Genomic DNA, 24906 nt, shown 5'->3' with positions numbered 1-24906 from the left:
TTGCTCGCTAATTGTACTCAATTTGTATTGATAGCAATGTAAGGAGATAAATCTCTTTGACTGCGTCTTACTCCATCCTTGTCGTAGGAACTCTGGACACAAAGGGCAACGAGGTGCGATTCCTGCGGGACCGCCTGATAGTGGCTGGGCTCACCGTCACGGTTGTTGACATCGGAGTTCTGGACTCTCCTCTTTTTCAGGCTGATGTATCCCGCGAGGAGATAGTACGGGCTGCGGGCGAAAGTATCGCTGAGTTGGTCGCTGCCGAAGATCGTGGACGTGCAACTGCCGCCATGCATAGAGGACTAGCGGCATGGGTGCGTGAACGCCGGGCGAGAGGATTTCGAGAAGGGATGATGGCTATCGGAGGCTCGGCGGGAACGGCTATTGCTACCGCTGGAATGCGCGAGCTTCCGATCGGTGTTCCAAAACTGATGCTTTCAACGATGGCGTCTGGCGATGTACGGCCTTATGTTGGGACGTCCGATATTTGCATGATGTATTCGGTGGTGGACTTCACCGGACTCAATAGTCTTACGTCCACCATTCTCGCGAATGCCGCGGATGCGATGGCAGGGATGTGCGGACGTCGAGCGCCTTTGCCGGAAGTGTCCAGCCGGACGTTGCTGGCAGCGACCATGTTTGGCAATACGACTCCCTGCGTGAACCGCGTCAAGGAGCTGCTGGAAGATCGTGGCTATGAGCTTCTGGTTTTTCACGCCACCGGAACCGGAGGACAGGCGATGGAACGTTTGGTCGTCGAGGGTTTCGTGAAAGGCGTTTTGGATATCACGACTACGGAGCTTGCAGATGAACTTGTAGGAGGCGTTCTGACCGCTGGGCCACATCGCCTGGAGGCGGCTGGGGGAAAAGGTGTGCCTCAGGTCGTTTCCGTCGGAGCCCTGGATATGGTCAATTTCGGCGCACCTGAAACTGTACCGTCCAAATTTGCCGGCCGGCTCTTCTATCCGCACAACCCGGCGGTCACCCTTATGCGTACAACACCACAGGAAAACAGGGAACTCGGCGAGATGTTGGCGCGAAAGTTAAATCGGGCGCAGGGTCCTGTTGTTTTATTGCTACCGCTTCGAGGTATCTCCGGCATCGATCATCCTGGAAAACCGTTCTATGACCCGGTTGCCGATAAAAGCTTGTTCGATGCTCTCCGGGCGAATGTCGGGCCGAATGTAAAGCTCGTGGAGCTGGATAGGCACATCAACGACCCTGAGTTTGCGGAAGCGGTTGCTGACGAATTTTTGAAATGCGCTGAAGTGTCATCAGGATTCAGTGTCGGTACTGGCGCGACACCAGGGGTTAGTGCATGAAGTATTTCGCCGGGGATTTCCTGGCTACCGCAACAGCGTCACCGCTGCCGGACAGACGGCGGGCTTAATTGGCTTTCTTTAAAGGGGACTTAGCGTAATGGGAAATAGAGGAACAGAGTTGACTCGAAAAGATTACCTGAAACGACTGCAGGCGGCAGTAGCGGCGGGGACATCGATCGTCGGGGCGGGTGCGGGCACTGGAATCTCCGCTAAATGCGCCGAAGCTGGAGGCGCGGATCTCATCATCATCTATAACTCCGGTCGTTACCGGATGGCCGGACGCGGATCGCTGGCGGGTCTTCTTGCTTACGGCGATGCCAACGCCATTGTCGTAAGTATGGCGAGTGAAGTTCTGCCGGTTGTGAATAACACTCCAGTGCTGGCCGGTGTGAACGGAACTGACCCCTTTCGAATCATGCCGAGGTTTCTCAAAGAGCTAAAAGAGATGGGATTCGCAGGAGTGCAGAACTTCCCGACCGTCGGCCTGATTGATGGAAACTTCCGCCAGAACCTCGAAGAGACTGGAATGGGATTCGAGCTTGAGGTGGAGATGATCGCTGCCGCTCACGAACTAGATCTGTTGACTAGCCCGTATGTCTTCGACGAAGAGCAGGCACGCCTTATGGTCTCGGCAGGTGCGGATATCGTCGTTGCACACATGGGGTTGACGACGAACGGTACAATCGGAGCCCAAACGGCGATGAGTCTTGACCAGGCTGTTTCTCGGGTGCAATCGATTTGCGACGCAGCTAAATCGGTCCGCTCGGATGTAATTGTGCTTTGCCATGGCGGCCCGATTGCAGAGCCGGACGACGTAGAGTTTGTGCTCAGTCGAACACACTCTGTTGCAGGTTTCTTTGGCGCATCCAGCGTAGAACGGCTTCCGGCTGAGCAGGCAATCACGGCTCAGGTCCAGAAATTTAAGGCGACCGCCGGGAGAGGACAACTCATATCGGTTGCCGGAAGTTAGTGCAACTTATCGCGCAAATTCAACTGTAGTTATAGGCGTCAACGTGGATTTAGCTGTCGGGCGAATAAGTAATTAGTCGCTCCTACGAGGGTGTGTGTTTATGAGAGTTATCGAGAAGCTGACTGTTTCATGTGCTGTTTTAGCACAGTTACCTGCTGCAATGCTGGCTATTTGCATATTGGTAGTCGCTTGCTTTACCGCTGCGGCTCAATCCGGCACTACGGCTACTACAGGTCCATCGGGTCCCACGATCGTTCTGATCGGCGGAGCGAAACAGGGTTATCCGCGGACGGAGCACGACTATCCAGACGGGATTCTTGCGATCGAGCGATTGATCAAGGGATCACCCCAATTCCAGGCCCTCCATCCGGTCGTCAAGTCATTCCCGACGGGCTTTCCCTCGGACCTTTCCGAGATCGCCGATGCCGATGTGGTCCTCATGTATTTCGGGATGAACTACGGAGGCGGCGAACGGCATGCCGGGACGATGGGCCACGCCTTAGACGATGAGTCGCGTCGCAAGGCCATGGAGCAGTTGATGTCGAAAGGCGTAGGGCTCATCGCTCTGCACCAGGCGTCCACTCTCCCCGACCAGACCAGCAAGATTCCGATGGCCGATTGGCTCGGCGGTGTTCGCTTCGGTATGGCTGACCGCACGACTGAGATCGTGCAGATGCAGATTTCAGGAGCGGATAAAAATCCCATTGCCAATGGGCTGAAATCCTTTGAGCTCCTGGACGAGTTCTACCCCACCCTGACCTTCTCCAAGACCGACAAAGTCACACCGATACTTTCTGCGAAGGTCCATATCCAAACCCAAAACAACAAGCCGGTTTTTGAGGAGCCTTCCGCAGACCATGTCATTGCGTGGGCTGCCGAGCGGCCCAATGGCGGTCGATCATTCGCATTCACCGGTGGCCACTATCTGTTGACGTTCGATCAGTCGCAGATACGCGACATGCTCTTGAACGCGATCCTCTGGACATCCAAACGCGACGTACCGCTCGCAGGGGCGACTACGAACGCCCCGACGATGCCGCATGGAGGAGGCCGTGCTTCGGCAACACCCCGGCGTTTGCTCCTAACGCGGGCGGATGCTCTTGTCCAGTCGCAGCCCTGGGGCAAGCTCGAATGGCTTGCCTCGCGGGAGCTTGGGAACTCTCTCTTTATGACCGTAGGCATAGCCACGATCAATCCTGGGAAGGAAAACCCAGTCCACAGCCACCCCAATTGCGATGAGATTCTGCACGTCGTCCAGGGACACATCATGAACCGGGTGGGTGACAAAGAATACGAGATGAGTGCGGGCGACACCGTGACGATCCCCGAAGGGACGCTGCACAACGCGCGCAATATCGGCAAGGAGGACGCGGTCCTGTCGATCTCCTACAACTCTGCTGACCGGATCGCGATCGGAGAGAAATGAAGATACGGACAACAAACTTTCTTGTCCTGTCACTCTTGTGTCTCGCGGTGACCGGAGCGGCAGTAGCGCAAGAGGCGACACGGGCCGACGTGCTGACTGCGCACGCTGACCGTCAACGCACCGGCTGGTTTTCCAGAGAGCGTAAGCTCACTCCTGTCACGCTCGCCCGGGGACGGTTCGGCAAGCTGTGGGAGTCACCTGAACTCGACGGGTTCGGGAAATATCCGGCGCGTCTTTATGCTTCACCCCTTTATATAGATGGATTGAAGATTCAAACCAAGGAGCATAACGGGAAGACCTTCCATGTCGTCATCGCCGCAACGAGCACCGGCTATGTCTATGCCATCAACGCGACTCGATCGAATGGGGTTGTTCCTGGTGCCATCCTCTGGAAGACGCAATTGGATGCTCCCTGCATCCTGCGTTGGGACGCCAGCGCCATGGGCATTGTCGGCACGCCTGTGATCGACAAGGCCCGCAAACATCTCTATGTCGTGAGCTGCGGCGAGACCACGAGCTTCCGCATGTATGGACTCGACCTGTCGACAGGCAAGGTGCTTGACGGCTGGCCGGTGGCGATGGATGAAAAAGCACTCGAACAACCGCCAATCAATCGCAATCCGCGCTATGGCGACACCCCTGCAGCGCCTTGGCGGCCCGGTCGATTCTCGATCCAGCGTGGTGCGCTCAACCTCAGCCCCGACGATCGCTATGTTTTTGCCACTATCGGTCAGGGTCGCGGCTGGGTGGTGGCGATCGACACGCAGCGTAAGACTCTTGCGACAGCATTCAGCAGCACGCCGTTGGCCGAGGATTCTATTGGCGGAGTGTGGGGATCAACCGGTGTGTCCATCGATGCTCGCGGCAATATCTATGCCGTGACCGGGGCAAGCGGCAGCCAAAAACACGCGCCACCCTTGCACAACTGGGCGCAGTCGGTGCTGAAATTCGATCCCGTTTCCGCGTCCGGCTTAACGTTGCGGGGCGTCTACACACCGTTCAACTACTGTCGCACCGAGGCGGGAGATGTCGACGTAGGCAGCAGCGGAGCGGCCATCCTGCCGGATGTTGGCGACAAGTCGGCCTCCGAGGATCCGCTGGTCGCGGTGGGAGGAAAGCAGGGTAACGCGTATCTCCTCGGCCAATCCAGTTTCACGGTCCCCGGTGATGAACGCCGTTCTTGTAGCGAAGACGCCAGCACCGATCAATCCCTGTTCCCGCCGGAACCACAACCGCAATTCGGCAAGCGCGGTCCGCTCAATATTTTTGGACCCTATTCCGATACCGAAGGCATGCTCGATCGAGCGAAGAACCGGGCTACCCCCGCCTACTTCCGGAATGCCTCCGGCAACGAGTACCTGTTTTACTCGGGCAACAACAAGGATCCTGAGGACACGGAGATCAGTGTTGCGCCCAGCGTGGTGCGACTGCAGTTATCGCGTTCGGCGGGCACTCATCCGTACATGCGGGTGGATGGACGGGCGATGGACTTCGTGTTGAAGAATCCCGGCCCTCCGGTGGTCAGCAGCAATGGTGGCAAGGACGCGATCGTGTGGGTGTTGGACGAGAACGCACCGCGCAGCGCGATCCTGACCGGACCCAAGTCCCCACAGCCTGTTCTCTATGCAATAGATGCAACTACATTGCAGGTCATTTGGAAAACTGATCCTGGCCTGCTTCAAGCGAGCGGAAAATACAATTCGCCAACAATAGCTGATGGAAATGTATATGTCGGCACGGACCGAATCGTAGCGTTCGGAGTCAAGCAAAAAAACGTGGGGTCGGACGACGCCACGCGATCCGTGGATCGGTTCACCACTCTCGCTCAATCGAATCTCAGTAGCGAAGCAACTGCTCCTGTCCGCGATCAGTCTCCTGTCGTACAAACTGTTGCGGTAACGGTGGCTGCGGAGAAGCAAAACGATGAGCTGCTGGAGAGTAAAGGCAAGGCGGTTTTGCAGCGGGCTTGTGTGCAATGTCACGTAGTCGACGTGGCGACCAGAGAACGATACACAGAGGCCGGATGGCGCCGAATGGTTGGCCTTATGGTAGAACGCGGTGCGCAACTATCAGAACCGGAGACTGCAGATGTGACCGCGTATCTCTCGAAGTACTTCGGGAAGACGAACGTAAACAAAGCGGCCGCCGTGCAGCTTGAAGAAGGGCTAGGTCTGACTGAGAAAGAAGCCCAGGCGATCGTTTCTTACCGCCAGCGGAATGGTGACATCAAGAGTCTGGAGCAGCTCAAGAGCATACCCGATGTTAGCCCGGACAAAATACAGGCAAAGGTGGAAGCCATCGCGTTTCGTGACTGACGTTGAGGCTATTACGAGGAGCGCGAGACAAGCATACCGGACCATATTTTGAAAGGTTTCAAGGTGTTGAAGAAGTTGAAGATGTGAGTTTACGACTTTTCGAGAAGTTGGATATGGAGGCTACACAATGATGGACGTGAGAACAAAGGAGCGCCGGTCGTATCTGCAGTTTGGGGTCATCGGACGACTACTCTTATTTGTTTGGACCGCAGGTTTTTGTATCTGTTCTGCAAATGCCCAGGCAACGAATGCACAAGTATCCGGGAAGATCGGTGATCCAACCGGAGCTGTAATTCCCAATGCATCTGTTGAAATCGAAAATACTGGAACCGGTTTAGACCGCACTGTCACCACTTCAGAAGCTGGTGAGTACGTCGTTCCCTCCTTGCCTGTAGGTATGTACAAGCTGACAGTTGTAGCACCAGGATTCAAAAGTTACACTCGATCCGGCCTCATTCTTGAGGCAGGCCAGAGCGCTCGCCTGGATGTAACCCTGGAAATCGGAAGCGCAACGGAAACCATTCAGGTCTCTGAGTCGACGGTGCAGGTCGATACCAGCTCTGCGGCTATCCGTACTGTGATTGATAGCACCCAAATTAAAGAGCTTCCACTCAATACGCGCAATACGCTACAGCTCATTACTCTTGTGCCCGGCGTGGGGAGTACCAATCTGCCGGTCGCGGTCATCAACCAACGCAATGGGCCGACATTCAGCGTGAACGGAAGCCGCGTCAACGGCAGTCAAATCTCTCTCGATGGCGCCGTGTTAGTAACAGCGCTGTATAACAGCCCTGTCAACCTTCCCAACCCGGACGCGATCGGAGAGTTCTCGCTCCTGACCAACAGCTATAGCGCGGAGTATGGACACGCGTCGGGAGGGGCCTTCGTAGCCGTAAGTAAATCGGGAACCAATACTTTCCATGGAGCAGCATGGGAGTTTATTCGTAACGACTTGCTTAATGCAAGAAACTGGTTCGCGCCAGCGCCGGCCGTTAAGCCCCTTATGAAGCAGAACCAGTTCGGCGTGGCCGGCGGCGGGCCCATCATGAAGAACAAGGCATTTTTCTTTGCTACGTACGAAGGCCTGAGGATTCATCAGGTCGCGCTTCAAAACTTTAGCTCAATGACGCCCGCCCAGCGCGCAGGGGACTTCAGCGCGATTGCGACGCCACTCGTGGATCCGTTTCTTAGTACCCCTACAAATAAGGTGTATTACACAAATAATCAGATACCCAAGAGCGAATGGAATCCGCTTTCCGTGAATTTCATGAACTACTACATACCCGTCGCAAATACGGCTGGGCAGTTTATTGGCCAATGGGCTACCAATGTCACTGGCAACCAATTTACTGTCCGGGGCGATTACAAGACAACGGAGCGAGACCTTACCTATGTCCGCTTCTTCCGCATGAATAATGCCAGCCCCACGTATACGGGTAATACCGCATCCTACAATCAGTACTCGGAGCCGAATCAAGGAGTTACCGTTCGGGACACGCATACATTTTCTCAGAATCTGATCGGTGATTTCGGATACTCGGACACCAACATTACGACCAACAATGTGCTGCAGGGAAAAATACTGACTGGGGCGGAAATGGGCGCCAACTATGCCATAGACGGGACAACGGCAATCTCCCCAAGTGCTTCGATAAGCGGCCTCGGAAATTTCGCATCGGGCGCTCCGTGGTATGAGAATACTGCCCTGAAGCAGATCGACGCGAAGATGTCTTGGGTCAGAGGCAGGCATCTGTGGCAATTTGGCTTTCTCTTCCTTCACGAGACAGAGCAAAAAAGTGGATACCTTTCCACTGCTGGAAGTGCAACGTTTTCCACCCCTGGGTACACAGGAAATGCCATCGCGGATTTTCTGATTGGACGCCCAACCTCCTTCTATCAGTCAAACGTACGTAACAACTCAGAGAAAACAACGAATTACAGCTTCTATGTTCAAGACGATTTCAAAGTAATTCCACGCCTGACACTGAATCTTGGCCTGCGCTATGATCTGCAGCTTCCATGGCAGGAGGTAGGCCTTAAGTCATCAACGGTTGTTTTCGACGCAAGCTATCATTCGGTTCGAATCCCAAGCGCCCCAGGGGGGTATGCCGCTGCCGGGGATCCGGGGATTCCTAACGGGCTCATCTTCACCGACAAGGCCAACTTCGCCCCCCGTCTTGGATTTGCCTATGATGTCTTTGGCGATGGCAAGACCTCGATCCGCGGTGGTTATGGCATCTTCTATAACGCGCCGGGTGCCATCACGCTGATGAATTCCATCGAGCCTCCGCCGTTCTCCGCATCATTGACTTTTACCCCTCACAGTTTTTCCGATCCCTACACTGGGACCGGGATTACGAATCCATTTCCATTCACTCCGAACCTCAGCAACCCGGTGTGGACGTTTCCCTCGCAGTTCTATTCCCCCGATCCGCATATCAAGAATGCGTTCACACAGCAGTTCAATTTGAACGTGCAGCATGAATTCCCAAAAGATTTCATGGTGCAGACTGCCTATGTGGGGGGCCTGGGGAACAGGTTGTGGTACGCGCGAGAACTCAATTATGCTCCCTATGCGCCGGGTGCTACCGCGCAAAATGCACAATCACGCCGCCTCTTCCAGAACCAGTATTTCGCCGGAATTACCGGTACGTTCTCCGACGGTTACTCGAATTACAACTCGCTGCAGGTCACAGCGAGGAAGCGTTTTTCGGCGGGCTATACCATGCAAATGGCGTACACTCTCGCGAAGTCCCTCGATACGGGGTCTTCTCCTAATTCAGACTCAACAACCAATCAGGATCCTACGAATCTCTTTGCTGGAGAATATGCAAGGTCCGACTTCTATCAGAAACAACTATTCCGCCTCAACGGAGTATGGACTCTGCCGAAGTTCAAGAACCTGGGTTTCCTGCAGTATGGCGTAGGTGGATGGCAGCTGTCCGGGATCTTGAGCTATAGCAGCGGAACTCCCTTCTCGGTGACAACCGGCGCCGCAGCGCAGTGGCTTGGGTCAAGCAAAACGCTCGGTCGAGAGCGCCTGAATCTGATAGGGAATCCTTGTTCCGGATGTGGGAACAAGACGCAATGGACCCAAGTCGGAGCCAGCGGCGGCTATTTTGACAAGACAGCTTACGCAACGCCTGCAAACGGGGTGTACGGTGACAGCGGACGCAATAGTCTTATCGGTCCCTCGTATTTCGGTACCGATATGAGCCTTGCGAAGAACTTTCCATTCCTATCGCGCGAAGGCTCGAGGGTCCAGTTCCGCGCCGATTTTTTCAACCTCTTCAACAATGTGAACTTTAACAGCCCTACAAGTGCATCCAATTCGTCTTCCTTTGGGAAAATCACCTCCGCAAACAATGCCAGACAGGTTCAGCTTGCACTACGATTGGATTTCTAACGCAGGATAACGAGGCTTGCGGCAGTCAGATCCGTACAGGAACTGACTGCCTGCACAAATCAATTTTGGAACGCCGGTTTATTTATGTTGGTTCGATGTAAAAAGGAGTACCGTGCATCAGCCTCAGGTCTACTCTGGAGGAGCCACTTCTCTAATTTTCTACAAAAACTTAGTTCATGATGAAGGCAAACAGCTTATCGCCTGCGCCAACGAGTAGATACTGGTGGCCGTCTAACTGGTAAGTGATGGGGCCGTTTGACAGGCCTGTGCTTAGGCCGACATGCCACAACGGTTTGCCTGTCGTTGCATCGAACGCGACTAAGTTATTGTTCGGATCGCCGGCAAACAAAAGATTTCCGGCAGTGCTAAGCAGTCCACCTTTGTTGCCCGAAGTCTCCCACTTGTGACTCCACTTGATCTTGCCTGTGCGGTAGTCCAGGGCTTCCAGTATCGCCTGAGACCAGTGGCCGTTCTGTTGCCCGCTCCAACCTTCTGGTTTGTCACTGTCGTCATAGACATAGAACATCGAATACGAATGCGTGGCGTTCACGTAGAACAGTCCCGTTGCCGGGCTGAATGTTGGCGGCTCCCAGTTCACTCCGCCCGATGCATCCGGCGCAACCAGAACCCCGGGAATCTGTGGCTCCTTAGCAGGATCGGGAATTGGCTGTCCTTTGGCATCCAGTCCTTTGACCCAATTCGTCTTCACAAATTCGGTGCTGACATAGTTCTTTCCTGTCTTGCGGTCCAGCACAAAGAACCAGCCATTGCGACTGGCCTGCGCCAACAGCTTGCGCGGTTTGCCTTCAATTTCTCCGTTGAACAGAACCGGCGTCTGGATTGCGTCCCAGTCGTGGGTATCATGTGGCGACGCCTGAAAGTACCATGCCATCTTTCCCGTGTCTGCATGGAGAGCCACGATCGACTCTGTATAAAGATTGGCTCCCGCACGCTTGCTGGCGACAAGCACCGGCTGCGGATTGCCAGTACCAATGTAGATAAGATTCAACTCCGGATCATAGGTGGGTGAGATCCATGTCATGCCGCCTCCATGTGCCATCGCATCGGCATTCGGCCAGGTCTCAGACCCTGGCTCACCCGGTTTGGGCACAACGGACCAGTGCCATTGCAGCGCGCCAGTCTCCGGGTCATGGGCTTCAAGATATCCAGGGCGATCCAGATCGTCACCGCTGACGCCAGTGATGATGTGGTTTTTCACCACCACGGGAGCCACTGACGCGTAATACATTTGGTCCAGATCGCAGATGGGCTTGCTCCAAAGCTTTTTGCCATCGGCAATGTTCAGCGCGACCAGGTTACAGTCCGGCGTCTCGAAGAATAGAGAATTCCCAGAGATGGCCGCGCCGCGGTTTCCAATATGAATGCCGCCTTTGGAGGTCCACGCGTAATGCCATAATTCTTTGCTGGTGCGCGCGTCAATCGCCCATACGTGGTCTGGCACCGTGATATAGATCACACCGTTCACGACAATCGGTGTACCGGCGAGTCTTCGCACCACTCCTTCGCCCACATTCGGTAATTGATAGAGCCACGCAAGGCTAAGCGACTTCACATTCTTGTCATTGATCTGAGTTAGCGTGCTGAAGCGCCTGCCAGAATAATCTCCGTTGTAGGTTGGCCAAGAATCCGGCGCCGGATGCACTAATGCTGCTGGATCAAGGCCAGCGCCGACTTGCTGCGCCGCGCCTGTTGCCTGCATTGAAGTCAAAGCGAGCAGAGCGAGGAGAACAAAAAAAAACTTCATTGCAGGGTCTCCAGATATGACACGACGTCGTGAATATCCTTGTCGGTGTAGATGTCGAGAAGTGCCTCATGACCGGCATAAGGATTGTGCTTTTCTACCTTGAGGTCGGGGCTGCGAGTAAAGCTGTAATATTGTCCGGCCGCATCTCGCAAAGAGACATTGAAATTGTCGATGTTCAATGGCTCGCCGGTGACTGTTGTTCCGGAAGGCGTTGTGACAGTAACGGTTCTTACGCTGCGCTGGTGCGAGGCCGCTCCCTGTTTGGTGATTGCGCGATTATCTGGAAATACAACCTTCTGCTGCAAAGCGAATGGAGCATACTTGCTGGCGATATGTGCCAGGTCTCCCGTAACTGAATGGCACTTTGAACAACCGCCAGCACCTTCAAAGTAGGCCTTGCCTGCCTTTGCGTCGCCCACCAGGATATTCAATGGATGGTTATAAGGCCCCGTACGCAGTGTGTCCCCGATCTGTTGATGCAGAAAGTGAGACAAATCCACCACTTGTTCCTTAGTCAGATCCACGGGCTTCACTTTGGGATGTCCCTGTGCAAGATACGGCCCTATCGTGCTGCCATAGCGATCGTGCAGAACCAGCACTGAGCGCACCAGATCCGTGCCTCCGACACCACCGCGCGCATGTGTTCCGTGACAGGTAATGCATTGCGCAATATAGACCGTCTTGCCAAGCGCTGCGGCATCTTCATCGATGACCTGTTTGTCGTTGGGACCCACCTGATCGATCAGACTGGGCCTGCGTGGAGCCTTGGCTTGCTTCGCCGGAGCTGTGCCTGCACTGGCTTGGCTATTGGGGGGAAATGCCGTTGCAAGATAACCAACAATCTGATCGAACTCATCATCGGTGATCTTTGCTCCACGTCCGATCATGTTCGAGACAGTAGTACCCCATTCCTCCCGATTCATTCTGCGTCCAGTAAACATCTGCACGCTATGACAGCCGGAGCAGGCGCGCTCGACAGTTTCGCGGTGCGCACCTTCCGGTAGAGGAGAGCTGGGCGCTTGTCCCAGGGCCACTGGTGGCACGAGGCTAGCTATCAGCACAAGACCGAGACTGATAAATCGCATGATGGAAATGATACATAACAAAACACAATCAAACGAATGATCTGATGTTTATGTTATGCCCTGTCCATGTTGTCCCGCTAAGCCTTGGACCGCATCTCGCCAGACAGAATGAGAGCAAAGCGGCGCCGCATTTCCTTCAGGTAGTCTGCGTCACCGGAACTGAGTTCGAGCGTCGCCGTTCCCTGATAGCCAATCTCTCCCAGCGCTGCATAGACGGCAGTCCAGTCGATGTCGCCATCGCCGGGAGATACCCAGCGAGCGACTGAGCCGCCACTGGCTTTATCGTGATGGAACGAAAAGTCCTTGATATGCAGCTTGGCAATGCGCTTGCCCAAGGTGCGTATCCAGTCCTGCGGGTAGCCATAGAGCACGACGTTGCCCACATCGAAATAGGCGCGTATATGAGGCGAGTTGTATTCGTCGATGTAGTGCGCAAATTCCAGCGGGCTAAGCAGGAACTTGTTCCAGACTTCTTCTAGCGCGAGCGTTACGTTTAACTCCTCAGCCAGAGGGATTAGCTTACGAATGGCTACCTGAGAACGCGTGTATGCATCCTTGTATGAAGTCTGCGGATTCACCACACCCGGTACCAACAGTACCGTCGAGGCTCCCCAAAGATGCGCATTTCGGATTGAGGTACGCGCACCTTCAAGGCTTTTCTCCACCACCGCCGGGTCGGCAGATGAAAATGGATACTTCCAGTGATCCATATTCATGACGGAGTGAATCGGCAGTCCAACTTTTTTCGAAGCGGTCTTCATTGCGTCCGCATCGGCCTGGCCTGGTGTAGTAGGGCATTCGATCTGCTCATAACCGCAATCCTTGGCGAGCTGAAAGCGTTGCAGGATCGACAGGTTCTCGGGCAGCATGTTGTACTCAACCGCCATGCGAATGGGCAGTCGGGTATTGGCTCGAGCGGATACAGCGGACATCATGGTCGCTGCGGCGGCGGTCTGCAGGAAGCTTCGACGATTCATCATGGGTGGTTCCGATATTCGCATTTTGTTGGTTGCGTGGCAAATCAGAATTCATTGCAATGGTCTGGAAAATGGAATGTGAGCCTTTTGAAAAGGACCTGAATTCGTTGCCTGTGATCTGTGACAGCATATTTAGAAAACGCAGAAAATCCACTACCCGGTCAGGAATTCCTGACCGGGTAGTGGATTAATAAACGATTCAGAGTCGATCTTTTTGGTTTAGACAAGATCAAAACGATCGAGGTTCATCACCTTGTTCCAGGCAGCAACGAAGTCATGAACAAACTTCTCTTTGGCGTCGGAACTTCCATAGACTTCAGCAAGCGCCCGAAGCTGAGAGTTTGAGCCAAAGATAAGGTCGACCCGTGTGCCGGTCCACTTAACTTCCCCAGTCTTGCGGTCGCGTAGTTCAAACACATCCTGAGCGTCCGAAACAGCCTTCCACTCCAGGTCCATATCGAGCAGATGGTTGAAGAAGTCGTTCGTCAAGGCTTCCGGCTTCTTGGTGAAAACACCGTGCTTGGTCTGTCCAACATTGGTGTTCAGCATGCGCAGGCCGCCAAGTAGCACTGTCATCTCAGGAGCGGTCAAGGTCAGCAATTGAGCCTTATCTACCAGTAGTGCTTCGGTCGGAATGCTGAATTTGCCTCTGCTGTAATTGCGGAATCCATCCGCGGCAGGTTCGAGCACAGCGAACGAATCCACATCAGTCTGCTCTTGAGAGGCATCCGTGCGCCCCGGAATGAAGGGAACTGTTATGTTGATGCCGGCGTTCTTCGCCGCCTGTTCAATACCTGCGCAACCAGCCAGGACGATCAGGTCAGCGAGTGAGACTTTCTTCCTATTGGATTGTGCCTTGTTGAACTCATCCTGGATGCCTTCGAGTGTTTTTAGTACCTTGGCGAGCTGATCGGGTTGGTTCACCGCCCAATCCTTCTGCGGAGCAAGACGGATACGCGCACCGTTTGCACCACCGCGCTTGTCGGAGCCGCGGAAGGTGGACGCAGAAGCCCAGGCCGTGGAAACCAGCTGTGACACAGAAAGACCCGAAGCCAGAATCTTGCTCTTTAGAGCAGCGACATCCTGGGCGTCGATCAATTTGTGATCGACAGATGGAAGAGGGTCTTGCCAGATGAGCACTTCGGATGGAATCTCAGAGCCAAGATAGCGAGCGCGTGGACCCATATCGCGATGCGTGAGTTTGAACCATGCGCGTGCGAACGCATCAGCAAACTCATCAGGATGCTCGTAGAAGTGCCTCGAGATCTTTTCGTATGCAGGGTCAAAACGCAGGGAGAGGTCCGTAGTGAGCATGGACGGAGCAATGCGTTTCGATGGATCATGCGCATCTGGCACAGTTCCTGCGCCTGCATCCCCCTTCGGCTTCCACTGATGTGCGCCTGCCGGACTTTTTGTCAGCTCCCACTCATAGTCGAAAAGGTTTTCAAAGAAGTAGTTGCTCCATTTTGTCGGTGTGTTGCTCCATACGACTTCCAGTCCGCTGCCGATCGCATCAGCACCTGTGCCTGTGCCGAAGCTGGATTTCCAGCCAAGACCCTGGTTTTCGATACCGGCACCTTCAGGTGCGGGCCCCACGTGGGATGCCGGGCCAGCGCCGTGTGTTTTGCCGAAGGTATGGCCGCCCGCAATCAACGCCACGGTCTCTTCGTCGTTCATCGCCATGCGGGCAAATGTCTCGCGAATGTCCTTCGCTGCAGCGATCGGATCCGGATTTCCATTTGGGCCTTCAGGATTAACGTAGATCAATCCCATTTGCACAGCGGCCAGAGGATTCTCAAGCTCGCGGTCCCCGGTATAGCGCTTGTCGCCCAGCCAAGTCGTCTCAGAGCCCCAATAGACCGACTCATCCGGCTCCCAGACATCTTTGCGTCCACCGCCGAAACCAAATGTCTTGAAGCCCATCGATTCCAGCGCGACATTGCCGGCGAGGACAAGCAGGTCCGCCCAGGAGATCTTTTTCCCATACTTTTGCTTGACTGGCCACAGCAGACGCCGCGCCTTGTCGAGGCCAACATTGTCAGGCCAGCTGTTGAGAGGAGCAAAGCGCTGTTGACCTGAGCCTGCGCCGCCGCGTCCATCACCGATACGATACGTGCCTGCGCTGTGCCATGCCATGCGAATGAATAATGGACCGTAATGACCAAAGTCCGCAGGCCACCAGGCTTGTGAGGTGGTCATCAGGGCTTCAAGATCCTTCTTCACAGTCGCAAGATCGAGGCTCTTGAACTCTTTGGCGTAATCAAAATCCTTATCCATGGGATCGGACAGAGACGAGTTAATCCTCAGAATGTCGAGGTTCAACTGCTCCGGCCACCAATCGCGATTCGACGGTCCGTTAGTTGTGGCTTGATGAAATGGGCACTTTGCTTCGGCTGACATGTTCTACTCCCTTTGGCTGGTTGAATCGGGTTACTGGTCTCCGACGAGGAGCCCAGGCATCTTGTCGGCCAGATGAATGTAGCACCATGAAGCATGATAGTTCCAATATATATTTCCCATCTGTAAGATAGGCATTACCTATGGAGTTCCATCAGCTACGTTACATCTGTGCCATTGCGGATACTGGGAGTTTCAGCCGCGCAGCCGAGCGCTGTCAGGTCGCGCAGCCGTCGCTCTCGCAGCAGGTTCTGAAGCTTGAAGAAGATCTTGGGGTGAAGCTCTTCGATCGTCTAGGCCGGAGTATTCGTCTTACAGAGGCAGGTCGCGCTTTTGTGCCTTATGCGCGTTCTATTCTCGATCAGATCGAGATGGCGCGTGCCAGCGTGACAGACAAGGAGACTGATGTGCGAGGTAGCGTGGCTGTGGGAGTAATCCCCACCATTGCCCCTTACATGATCCCTCGCTATACGGCGTCTTTTGCCAAAAAGTATCCTGAGGCGAAGTTACGAATCGTTGAAGAGACAACCCCAGTCTTGATCGAGGGTTTGCGGGATCTATCGATCGATCTTGCGATCCTTGCTTTACCGATGCGTTATAAAGATCTGGAGATGTTTCCCTTGCTTACAGAGAGGCTTTTTGCTGTATTGCCAAAGGATCATCCTCGAGCTACGAAGGAATCGCTTTCGCTTAAGGAACTTCGTGGCGAATCTTTCGTCATGTTACGCGATGGCCACTGCTTCCGTGACCTCAGTATTGCCGCCTGTACTCACGCTCGCATCACACCGCGAATCGCATTTGAAAGTGGACAGTTCAGTAGTCTCTTTGGAATGGTTGCTGCAGGTGTTGGAGTTTCGCTTGTCCCTGAGATGGCGATCGACCGGAATGCAGGCTGTCGCTATATACGCCTCAGCGATGCTGGTGCAACTCGCACTATCGTCGCTGCGGCTTTGCGAGGGCGGAGCTTCAACCATGTCCAACAGGCTTTTCTGACAGGGATCAAAAAAACAGTCTGTTGAAATTTGTAGGAAGAGAGAGAAAAAAGCGCTGGATGCGCCGAGTTATCGGCGCATCCAGCATTTTTGTTTTAGAGGATCTGTTCAGTTCGATGAAAGCGCTGGTTTGGGCGCGTTTGTTTGTGGCGCATTGGCGAGAACGATATTCTCTTGGTCTTTGTTTTCAATTTTGCTGTAATAAGCCCGTAGCTCAGTGTAGTCCTTTGCGTCGAACAGAAACTCGCCAAGAGTGAAATTGCGGCGGATCGTTACGGAGTCCGGTTTTTGTTCGTTCGTCAAAGTATATAAGGCCGATTTTTTGAACTGCTCTGTATCTGGAGATGGAACGGATTCAGCCGTAATCGTGGCAGGCAAGTGGATGCGGATAGCATCCTGAACCATGTGTGGGTAGTCGAAATAAATGGCGAGATCCCGTTTCTCATGGGGAAAAGCAGGCTTCGCATTACTCATAAAAATGTCTGCAGGTACAAAGAGACGTTTTCCTGTGGGTGATCCGACAGGGCCGTTGACGGTGAATTCCACGGTGAGAGGCTGCTCATAATTTTCCAACTGGAGAATATTAATAACCTTGATGTCGACCCCACCTGGAAGCAAGTGTTCAAGATTTGTGCGGAGCTCTCTACGGAAGCTTTCGTCGTCTCCCCTCAAGGAGCGATGACGCCATGCGAGCGCAGGGGCGCCCATGTAAGTCAGCTTGACGATGCCGGAAACCTCTCCATGTTCATTCATCTTTAACTCTGCAATTCGCTGAGTGCGGGAGAAGGTGTATGGCTCTCCGGGAGTGTCGGAGAGTGCCGTTCCATTCTCTGTCTGTCGAATGCCGCCGGCAAACGTATGCCTCCAATCGAGGTGGCCATAGGGGCAATATCGTGACCCCGGATCGAAGTACACCTCCTTGCCGTCAAGGTTTACAACAGCAACAGAATCATCAAGCTGCGACATGTTGAGATATGCATTGGTAAACATGCTGCGATCACGATTAGTTACCGCAAATACATAGGCTTTCATGCCTGCCGCACGCGCCATGGCGACGAACAGCGCTGTGAGCTGGTCGCTAGTGCCGCGTTTGCGATCGAGAATGTCATCCGTGTTATGGATTTCACGCAATCCCGCGGCCTTATCCTCTGCTGTTTCATGTGCGCGGGTAAAGTCGGTGTTTTCAATCTGCATCACAGCCGCGTAAATCTTGTGCAGCTTCTGCTCCTGGCTATCTGAAGGCACCGTTAGTTCATGAACAAATCCGGCAACTTTGGAACCAGGCCCAATGAACTTGTCCTGATTTTTTGACCAGTATTTTCCTTCGCTCTGCCAGTATTCTGCCGCACTGCGATAAGGGGAATAGTAGAAAAGAACACGATAAGTAAAGCTGGAGATCGGAGGCATGTATTCCTCTTGAGGGGCCGGAGGAACATCGTGCACGTCGAGGCTAAGAATGAGTTGACCATTCGGATTCGGCGAAATTGCTGGTAGCCGAGTTTGCTGGATCTGCGCATCTTTAGGGAGAACAGGAAACCAGCCGATGCTGTTGGTGAGTTGTTCGTGGCCGTCCCGCTTGCTGACCAATTGTTTGTCGGTTGGCTTCCAGACATAGTGTCCCTTGCGAAGATAAAGGTCAGACTGAATAAACCAGCTGGGCGCAAAGAAATAATAGTCATCGTAGCGTAAGGAGTAGCGGTATTCGATGATGCTCCCAATCTCTACACTGGGCATCGTGAAGATCTTGGCCATGTGCTTATAGCCATCGTATCCCTGCGTCTTTTCGATTAGCTTTTCATATGGTTTTCCGGTAAATGGAATGATCGTTCCGTCTGCATGAATCGTGCGTCCGGAGATGTTGTTGACGGTATAACCGCCTCCGCTGTTTGAAGAACCGTACTTCAGCTCGACATTCGCATAGTCTTTGCCTTTTTCCGTAAGCACTTTCAGCCGGACGTAGACTGTCCACATGTGTAGCTTGTCTTCTGTAATTTCCTCGCGGTTCAGATAGACACCCGCAATACCGGGGTATCCCTCCTGCGAAGTCATAGAGAGCTCTTCCTTGGAGGGATTCGTCCATTGTTCAGAGAGGAGCGGCAGAGTAGTCGATATCAGTGTCGCAAGGAATATGGTGCGGAGAAGATGGGAACCCCGGATCATTTTGTTCTGTTCCTTCTTTCTGTGAGGCTTTATTGCTTCTTTAAAACGGCGCGAGCCTGTTCGTCAGTGGCGATCACACTCGAGAGCTTCTGCAAATCATCGTATTTTTCAGGTGGGAGAGTTACTTCGCGGATTGTGTAGGTCCGCGAGTAGTGAAGTATGTTTCCTTTGCTCGTGGTTGAGCTCTCGTATGAGGCGAAGCCAAGGTCGAGCTTGACGGAATCAGGTAATTCGTCCACCGCGTAACCGGCAGGCAGTTCGATGTCGTATTCGTCGTTCACCCGCATAGCGGCACGCAGATTGATCGGTACTTTACGAACTTTATGATCGGTGGCAGGCGCTTCTTCGCCGAGTACACGAGGGCGGATCGTGAAGAGAGAACCCATTGCGCGTGCGTAATGAGGAACATCGAGGACGTAGGTAAGAGTTAAATTCTTATTGAGAGTCGTGGCGTTTTCGACCTTTACATCAGAGACTGTGAATGCCGGTAAACTTTCCCCGAGAACGTGATCTAGATATTCGCTTTGTTCTTTGGCATCGCTGCGTGTATAGAGTGCTCGCCATCGGTCAGAGAGATCGCCGAAGCGGTCTTCGGCGATTCGGCCTTTCAGAGAGCCATCGGGTAAGAGCTGCAGGTTTCCTGTACGGTGGATGGTGTTGGACTCGGGGGGCAGCAGGGGAAGCGCGATGACCTGGCTGTTAGCACCCTCCATCAAGACGCCGTAACTACCCTGCAACTCATGTTCAAGCTGTCCAAAGGGCGTCTCCTCCCAAGTGGGGTCGAAGATGAGGTAGTGTCGTCCATTTTTCGCGATGGCGATACTGCGAAGCTTTGGAGAGCTATAACCCTGGGGAATCTCTATGGCGACCACCATATGGTTTCCCACAATGGAAGGTGCCTCAGGATCAATAACGCCGCGACGGCTGTCCACCATCAGAAGTGCAGAATGAATCCCAACAGAAGCGAGCATGGACGAAAGCAGCGTGGCCTTGTCTTTACAGTCGCCATAACGATTGCGGTATATGTCTGATGCGAAGTGTGGCTGATATCCACCAATTCCCATCTCAATGACGAAGTAGCGGATCTGCTTTTGAACAAATTCGGCGATTGGCTCAGTTTTGTCGTAGAAGTCTGTCTTTCCAGCAGTAAGCTCACTTGCCTTTGCCGCGATATCGGGAGTTACTGCGAGCCTGTCGTGGGAGAGACTGTCGTACCATTCGCCGATGCTTTGCCAGCCGTCTTTAGATGCAGAAGTGGGGCCGTAGCGTACAGTCATGCGGCCCGCAAGCGAGAACTCAGCAGGTCTATACAGAATATGTTCAAGATCGATGCCGGGAGTGTTATGCAACTCCCAGCGCCAGCGTCGATTCTCTAAATCTGCAGCCTGAATTGCTGCATGATGAGCCCATACAGTGGTGTATTGGAAACCTGCAGGGAGTTCGAGAGTAAAAACCTGATGCAACCGTGGGTTGCTGTCTTGGAAGAACCACGTCTTCTCGGCGATGTAAGGAAGCATCCGTTGTTCATACTCGTAGGCTATGGTTCCCCCTGGATCGCGGCCCGGAGGTTTTGCAGCGCGAACGCGCATATCCTCATATAGGTTTCCTTGGCCGGGATAACCGAACTCTACCAATTCCTTGTCGTTGAGCGTGTACTCGTGGCCATCGGGGCCGATGCTCCAGACATGCATCGAGAGGATCTTGCGATCTTTGTCGAAAGGAACATAGACCAGTCCCTCATCGCGGCCCTGGGGGCGAAGAATCCTGATAACAGTTCGGGCATGTTCGATCGCGGTGCCATCCGGCGCGACTGTATAGGTAATGTCATCGAGCAGTACGACAGCTTTCGTCTCGGATGGATAGGACGGAAGAGGCTGAGCGATTGCTGTGCGAACCCAGTCGGGAAGGCTCTCCTTTGCGAAAGAACAAGAAGGAGACAACAGACAGAGCCAGAAAAGGAGCCAGTTTCCAGAAAGCCTTCGGAGAAAAATACAAACAGCCATTCAGCCTCGAACGCACAGGACTGCCGTACATAGAAAGTAAAAAAGGCCCTCTATGCCGGTTTCTTTTGTTTGCGTGTGGCTTTTATACGCTGCGTAGAATCTAGGTTCAAGTAAAAAACAACGGAGACTTTACGGGGAGATAAAGGCCGTAAAGCCATTTTCCTTATGGCTTTAATCGCGATTCACTTCAAATCGAAGAAACCTGTCAGGGGAGTGGTTGCGGAGGAGGGTCCTGCCAGAATCCGATATCTCCCAGGCGGGAGCTGCCAGTCGTTCTTCTGTTCGTCAAAGATCGAGAGCATCTGCGGATCGACAGTAACGCTTATCGTCTTTGATTCACCGGGAGAGAGATCGACCCTTTGCCAGCCTACAAGACGTTTGAATGGTTCTCCTGCTTGTTGCGGCAGCACTGCATAGATCTGGGCGATCTCCGCTCCTGTGCGTTTCCCTGTATTTTTTACAGTGAATGATACGGTCTTCTGCGTGCTGTCGGTCGTAAGACCGGAATAAGAATAGGAGGTATAGGACAGTCCGAACCCAAAAGGAAAGAGCGGTTGTTTATGCTCGGCTTCATACCATTTGTAGCCAACCTTTACACCTTCATCGTAGTGAACGCTGTAGTTGGATGTGGATCGTGCGGTGCCATTAACAGCACTGCTTCCCGAACCCTCGTCTTCTTTGGAGAGCGGAGCAATCACAGGGCGTGGGAGGTCCTGCTCGCTCTTTGGAAACGTCATTGCCAGTTTGCCGGACGGATTGACTGTGCCTGTTAGCACGTTGGCGAGTGCGATATGGCCACGACTACCCGCGTACCAAGCTTCAACCACAGCAGCGACCTTGTTCAGCCATGGCATTGTCACCGCCGTTCCGGTTTCAAGAACTACGATTGTACGGGGATTGGCCGCCGCGACCTGCTCAATTAACCCATCCTGATGATTGGGAAGAGAGAGGTTGGGCAGGTCCATCCCTTCTGAAGTCCACTGAGAGGCGAAGACGATGGCGATATCAGACTTCCGGGCCAGATCAGCTGCGGAAGTTGCATTGTCGCCTGTATTGAACGTGAAGTTCGCACCGGGCAGCTTCTCCTTTAATGCCTTCAATGGCGAGGTAGGGAACCAAATGTGATCCTGCCAGTGAGTAGCGCCCTGTCCTGGAGGCATGATGGCGTTTCCTCCTGGTGGATCGACCTGCGCTGATCCACCACCAGAGATCATTCCGACATCCGCATGGGCCCCGATGATCGCTACGTTATGGACTCCGGTCTGATCAAGCGGAAGGATGTTCTTCTCATTTTTGAGTAAAACAATGCTTTGTTCTTCAATTCGTTGAGAAATCTCGAAGCCGCGTTCGACATCGACGACGCTCTTCTGTATGGGGTCATCGACGATGCCGGAAAGAAACTCAGATCGCAGTATGCGGTGGGCGTGATCGTCAATCTCGGTCATGGGGACTCGTCCTGATTCGACGGCCTCTTTTAGTTGGGGGCCAAAGTATTGATCCATGGGTTGCTCGTTATCGAGCCCCGCAGCAGACGCCTTTTGGGTGCTGTGAGTTCCTCCCCAATCGGAGACAACAAAGCCTTTGTAGTTCCACTCCTCTTTAAGAACATCGGTCAGGAGGTATTTGTTCTCACAGGCATAATCACCATCGATACGGTTATAGGAGCACATGACCGCACCTGGGTTACCGATTCGAATGCCGATCTGGAAGGCGAGCAGATCGCTTTCCTGCATGGCCCGTTTGGACATGTGCACATCGACGATATTTCGCCCTGTCTCCTGGTCGTTGAGTGCGTAGTGTTTGATGTCCCCGATAACATGTTCGGCCTGTTCGCACTTGATCCGATGGCCCACGAGAGTTCCGGCGAGCAAGGGGTCCTCACCCATGTACTCGAAGGTGCGTCCATTACGAGGCTCGCGTGTGAGGTTTACACCGCCGCCAAGTGTCATGTTGTAGCCCTGTGCCCTGAGTTCACGTCCAATGAGTCCGCCGTATTCGCATGCCGCTTCGGTACTCCAGCTGGAGGCAGCCCCAACAGGAGAGGGAAGAGCTGTCGAATAGCGTCCGTTCTCCCCACTGCTGCGAACCCCGTAAGCGGCGTCGGACATGTAGATATTCGGAATTCCCAGACGCGGAACCCCAAGCGTCATGCCGGCTCCGCCATTAGAGAGGTAGGTCAATGGAGTCTGCCAGTTCGGTACGTGCGCCATTCCGGTTCCATGGAGCAGGTTGATCTTTTCCTCTAAAGTCATCTGCTTCAGAACCAGTTCTGCTCGTTCATCCGGAGACAGGTTTTTGTTCATCCAAGGACGAGCGGAGGGTGAAGCCGGCGTCGTCACCTGGGCGCTGATCGATACGTTCACTATGGAAAATACTGCGAAGCAGGCTAAGGGAAGGAACTTTCCTGACCAGAGAATCTGCATGAAGCTCCCTTAAGCGGTTGATTTTGCGTGTTCATGCTAATGCGGAGGGTGAGAGATCGTCAATTAAAACGATTTAGACAGGATGATATTCCTGAGTGGAAAGGTGGCGACCGTTCGACGCGCGAGATCAATTTCCCCCTAAGACTCTAAAAAGACGGGCCGAACGTCTATGGGATTTTGTATAGTAATGGCAACTCCAGTCAGCAGATTGTTTGACCCTGCTCGGTCGGGGTGTCTTTGCCTGAGGGCTTTGCGATTAAGCCATGTTTCTATTGGTGAAGTTATGTGAGGGAAGTGGGGGCGCCATTGGGAGCGGGGATGTTTGGACGTTGGTTGCGAGTGCGGTACTTTTTGGCCTTCTGGCTGTTTGTATTAAGCGGAGTCGCATTTCTTGATCGCACAAATATCTCCATCGCAGGACTTCAGATCAGTACTGAATATGGTCTGGGAAATCAGCGCCTCGGCTGGGTTTTCAGTGCATTTCTGATCGGTTATGCGGGGTTTCAGGTCCCCGCAGGATGGCTCTCTGCGCGGTTTGGACCTCGGCGAGTCCTGACCCTTGGTGTGATGTCGTGGGGGGTGACCACGGTATTGACCGCCTTACTCCCAAGCGGCATGCCTTTTGCTGTCGTCTTTCTGATTGGCATCCGCTTCCTTCTGGGAGCTGGAGAGAGTGTCATCTATCCTGCGGCGAACCAATTTGTCGCCCGATGGGTCCCTTTGCAGGAGCGCGGCGTTATTAATGGACTGATCTTTGCCGGCGTTGGTGCTGGAAGCGGTCTTACACCGCCCATGCTGACTTGGTTGATTACGCATCACGGCTGGCGCACTGCATTCTGGTGCAGCGCCATTATTGGATTTGCCGTTGGAATTGTATGGTGGCAGTCTTCGCGGGATACCCCTGAAGAGCATCCAGGAATGACGACAGAGGAACTGAAGGAGATTCGCGATGGTCTCTCTTTCAGCGCGACGACCTCATCTTCCGCTGCGGCCGATTCTGAAGCAGCCGATTCGCCGATCTCCTGGCGGGCAATCCTCCACCGCCGCGATTTGCCGGCGCTTATGATTGGTTACTTCAGCTTTGGATATGTTGCTTGGATCTACTTCAGTTGGTTCTTTCTTTATATGGCTCAGGTGCGCGGATTCGATTTGAAAGCGAGCGCGCAGTACGCAATGCTGCCCTTTCTTTCGATGACCGTGTGCTGTCTGATTGGAGGAGTCCTGAGTGACCGGATGACTCGCAGATTTGGTCTACGGATGGGGCGCTGCGGTCTGGCATCGATTGCTTTGTTCTTGACTGCAATCTTTCTTGTTTTGGGAGCTCAGGTTCACAGCCCGCAACTGGCAGGTGTCATTCTTGCTGGCGGTGCAGGGGCGCTATATCTCTCACAAAGCTCATTCTGGTCGGTTTCCGTCGATATTGCAGGTCGCAGCTCGGGAGTATTTTCGAGTCTGGTCAACATGGGAGGTCAGATTGGAGGAGCTGTGACCGCCTCACTGACTCCATGGATCGCTCAACGCTATGGGTGGACAAACTCATTTTCCTTCTCAGCTGCGCTGGCGATTATCGGGGCTATCTGCTGGCTGATGGTTCATCCAGAACAGCCGCTGGATCATGATGCAGTGGTATGAGCTGTTGTTGCGGAGCTAACATAGTTTAAG

The 24906-nt window shown here is 53.6% G+C and carries 14 protein-coding genes; 7 read left to right on the top strand and 7 right to left on the bottom strand.

Annotated elements, in window-relative coordinates; all coding sequences use genetic code 11:
* The first annotated feature begins 56 nt into the window (after window positions 1–56).
* From H7846_RS11210 to H7846_RS11190, 5 genes are all read left to right on the top strand, one after another.
* Window positions 57–1325, top strand: a complete 1269-nt coding sequence (locus H7846_RS11210; RefSeq protein WP_222597493.1) for a Tm-1-like ATP-binding domain-containing protein — start codon at window positions 57–59, stop codon at window positions 1323–1325.
* 118 nt (window positions 1326–1443) lie between these two features.
* Window positions 1444–2295, top strand: coding sequence for a phosphoenolpyruvate hydrolase family protein (locus H7846_RS11205; RefSeq protein ID WP_222597492.1), 852 nt, complete (start codon window positions 1444–1446; stop codon window positions 2293–2295).
* 100 nt (window positions 2296–2395) lie between these two features.
* Window positions 2396–3721, top strand: a complete 1326-nt coding sequence (locus H7846_RS11200; RefSeq protein WP_186692167.1) for a ThuA domain-containing protein — start codon at window positions 2396–2398, stop codon at window positions 3719–3721.
* Window positions 3718–6036: a helix-hairpin-helix domain-containing protein gene (locus H7846_RS11195; protein WP_186692165.1), complete on the top strand. Its 2319-nt coding sequence runs from the start codon at window positions 3718–3720 to the stop codon at window positions 6034–6036. Before H7846_RS11200 ends, H7846_RS11195 begins: the two co-directional genes overlap by 4 nt.
* 127 nt (window positions 6037–6163) lie before the next feature.
* Window positions 6164–9442: a TonB-dependent receptor gene (locus H7846_RS11190; protein ID WP_186692164.1), complete on the top strand. Its 3279-nt coding sequence runs from the start codon at window positions 6164–6166 to the stop codon at window positions 9440–9442.
* A gap of 169 nt (window positions 9443–9611) precedes the next feature.
* Here H7846_RS11190 and H7846_RS11185 read toward each other — a convergent pair whose 3' ends face one another.
* From H7846_RS11185 to katG, 4 genes are all read right to left on the bottom strand, one after another.
* Window positions 9612–11207 (bottom strand): acido-empty-quinoprotein group A, encoded by a 1596-nt coding sequence (locus tag H7846_RS11185; protein WP_186692162.1) that lies wholly within the window; start codon window positions 11205–11207, stop codon window positions 9612–9614.
* A complete protein-coding gene (locus H7846_RS11180; RefSeq protein WP_255460569.1) occupies window positions 11204–12292 on the bottom strand; it encodes a c-type cytochrome in 1089 nt (362 codons plus the stop codon). The genes H7846_RS11185 and H7846_RS11180 overlap by 4 nt, the downstream gene beginning before the upstream one ends.
* Before the next feature lie 77 nt (window positions 12293–12369).
* Complete coding sequence (locus H7846_RS11175) at window positions 12370–13272, bottom strand: sugar phosphate isomerase/epimerase family protein (RefSeq protein ID WP_186692161.1); 903 nt, start codon at window positions 13270–13272, stop codon at window positions 12370–12372.
* Window positions 13273–13488: 216 nt separating this feature from the next.
* The gene (katG, locus tag H7846_RS11170) at window positions 13489–15669 is read right to left on the bottom strand and encodes a catalase/peroxidase HPI (RefSeq protein ID WP_186692159.1); all 2181 of its coding nucleotides are present in this window, start codon (window positions 15667–15669) and stop codon (window positions 13489–13491) included.
* 140 nt (window positions 15670–15809) lie between these two features.
* Here katG and H7846_RS11165 point away from each other — a divergent pair, with 140 nt between their 5' ends.
* On the top strand, window positions 15810–16685 hold the full coding sequence (locus H7846_RS11165) for a LysR family transcriptional regulator (RefSeq protein ID WP_186692158.1): 876 nt from the start codon (window positions 15810–15812) through the stop codon (window positions 16683–16685).
* An 81-nt stretch (window positions 16686–16766) separates the two neighbouring features.
* Here the strand turns inward: H7846_RS11165 and H7846_RS11160 are convergent, their stop codons facing one another.
* From H7846_RS11160 to H7846_RS11150, 3 genes are all read right to left on the bottom strand, one after another.
* The gene (locus H7846_RS11160) at window positions 16767–18707 is read right to left on the bottom strand and encodes a DUF3857 domain-containing protein (RefSeq protein ID WP_255460568.1); all 1941 of its coding nucleotides are present in this window, start codon (window positions 18705–18707) and stop codon (window positions 16767–16769) included.
* A gap of 140 nt (window positions 18708–18847) precedes the next feature.
* On the bottom strand, window positions 18848–20758 hold the full coding sequence (locus H7846_RS11155) for a DUF3857 domain-containing transglutaminase family protein (RefSeq protein ID WP_255460567.1): 1911 nt from the start codon (window positions 20756–20758) through the stop codon (window positions 18848–18850).
* Between the two features lie 245 nt (window positions 20759–21003).
* A complete protein-coding gene (locus H7846_RS11150) occupies window positions 21004–23244 on the bottom strand; it encodes a beta-glucosidase (RefSeq protein ID WP_186692152.1) in 2241 nt (746 codons plus the stop codon).
* Window positions 23245–23562: 318 nt separating this feature from the next.
* Here H7846_RS11150 and H7846_RS11145 point away from each other — a divergent pair, with 318 nt between their 5' ends.
* Window positions 23563–24876 (top strand): MFS transporter, encoded by a 1314-nt coding sequence (locus tag H7846_RS11145; protein ID WP_186692150.1) that lies wholly within the window; start codon window positions 23563–23565, stop codon window positions 24874–24876.
* Window positions 24877–24906: the final 30 nt, after the last annotated feature.

This window comes from Edaphobacter sp. 4G125 (genome assembly GCF_014274685.1).
Lineage (GTDB): Bacteria > Acidobacteriota > Terriglobia > Terriglobales > Acidobacteriaceae > Edaphobacter.
This window is presented reverse-complemented; position numbering and strand designations above follow the sequence as displayed.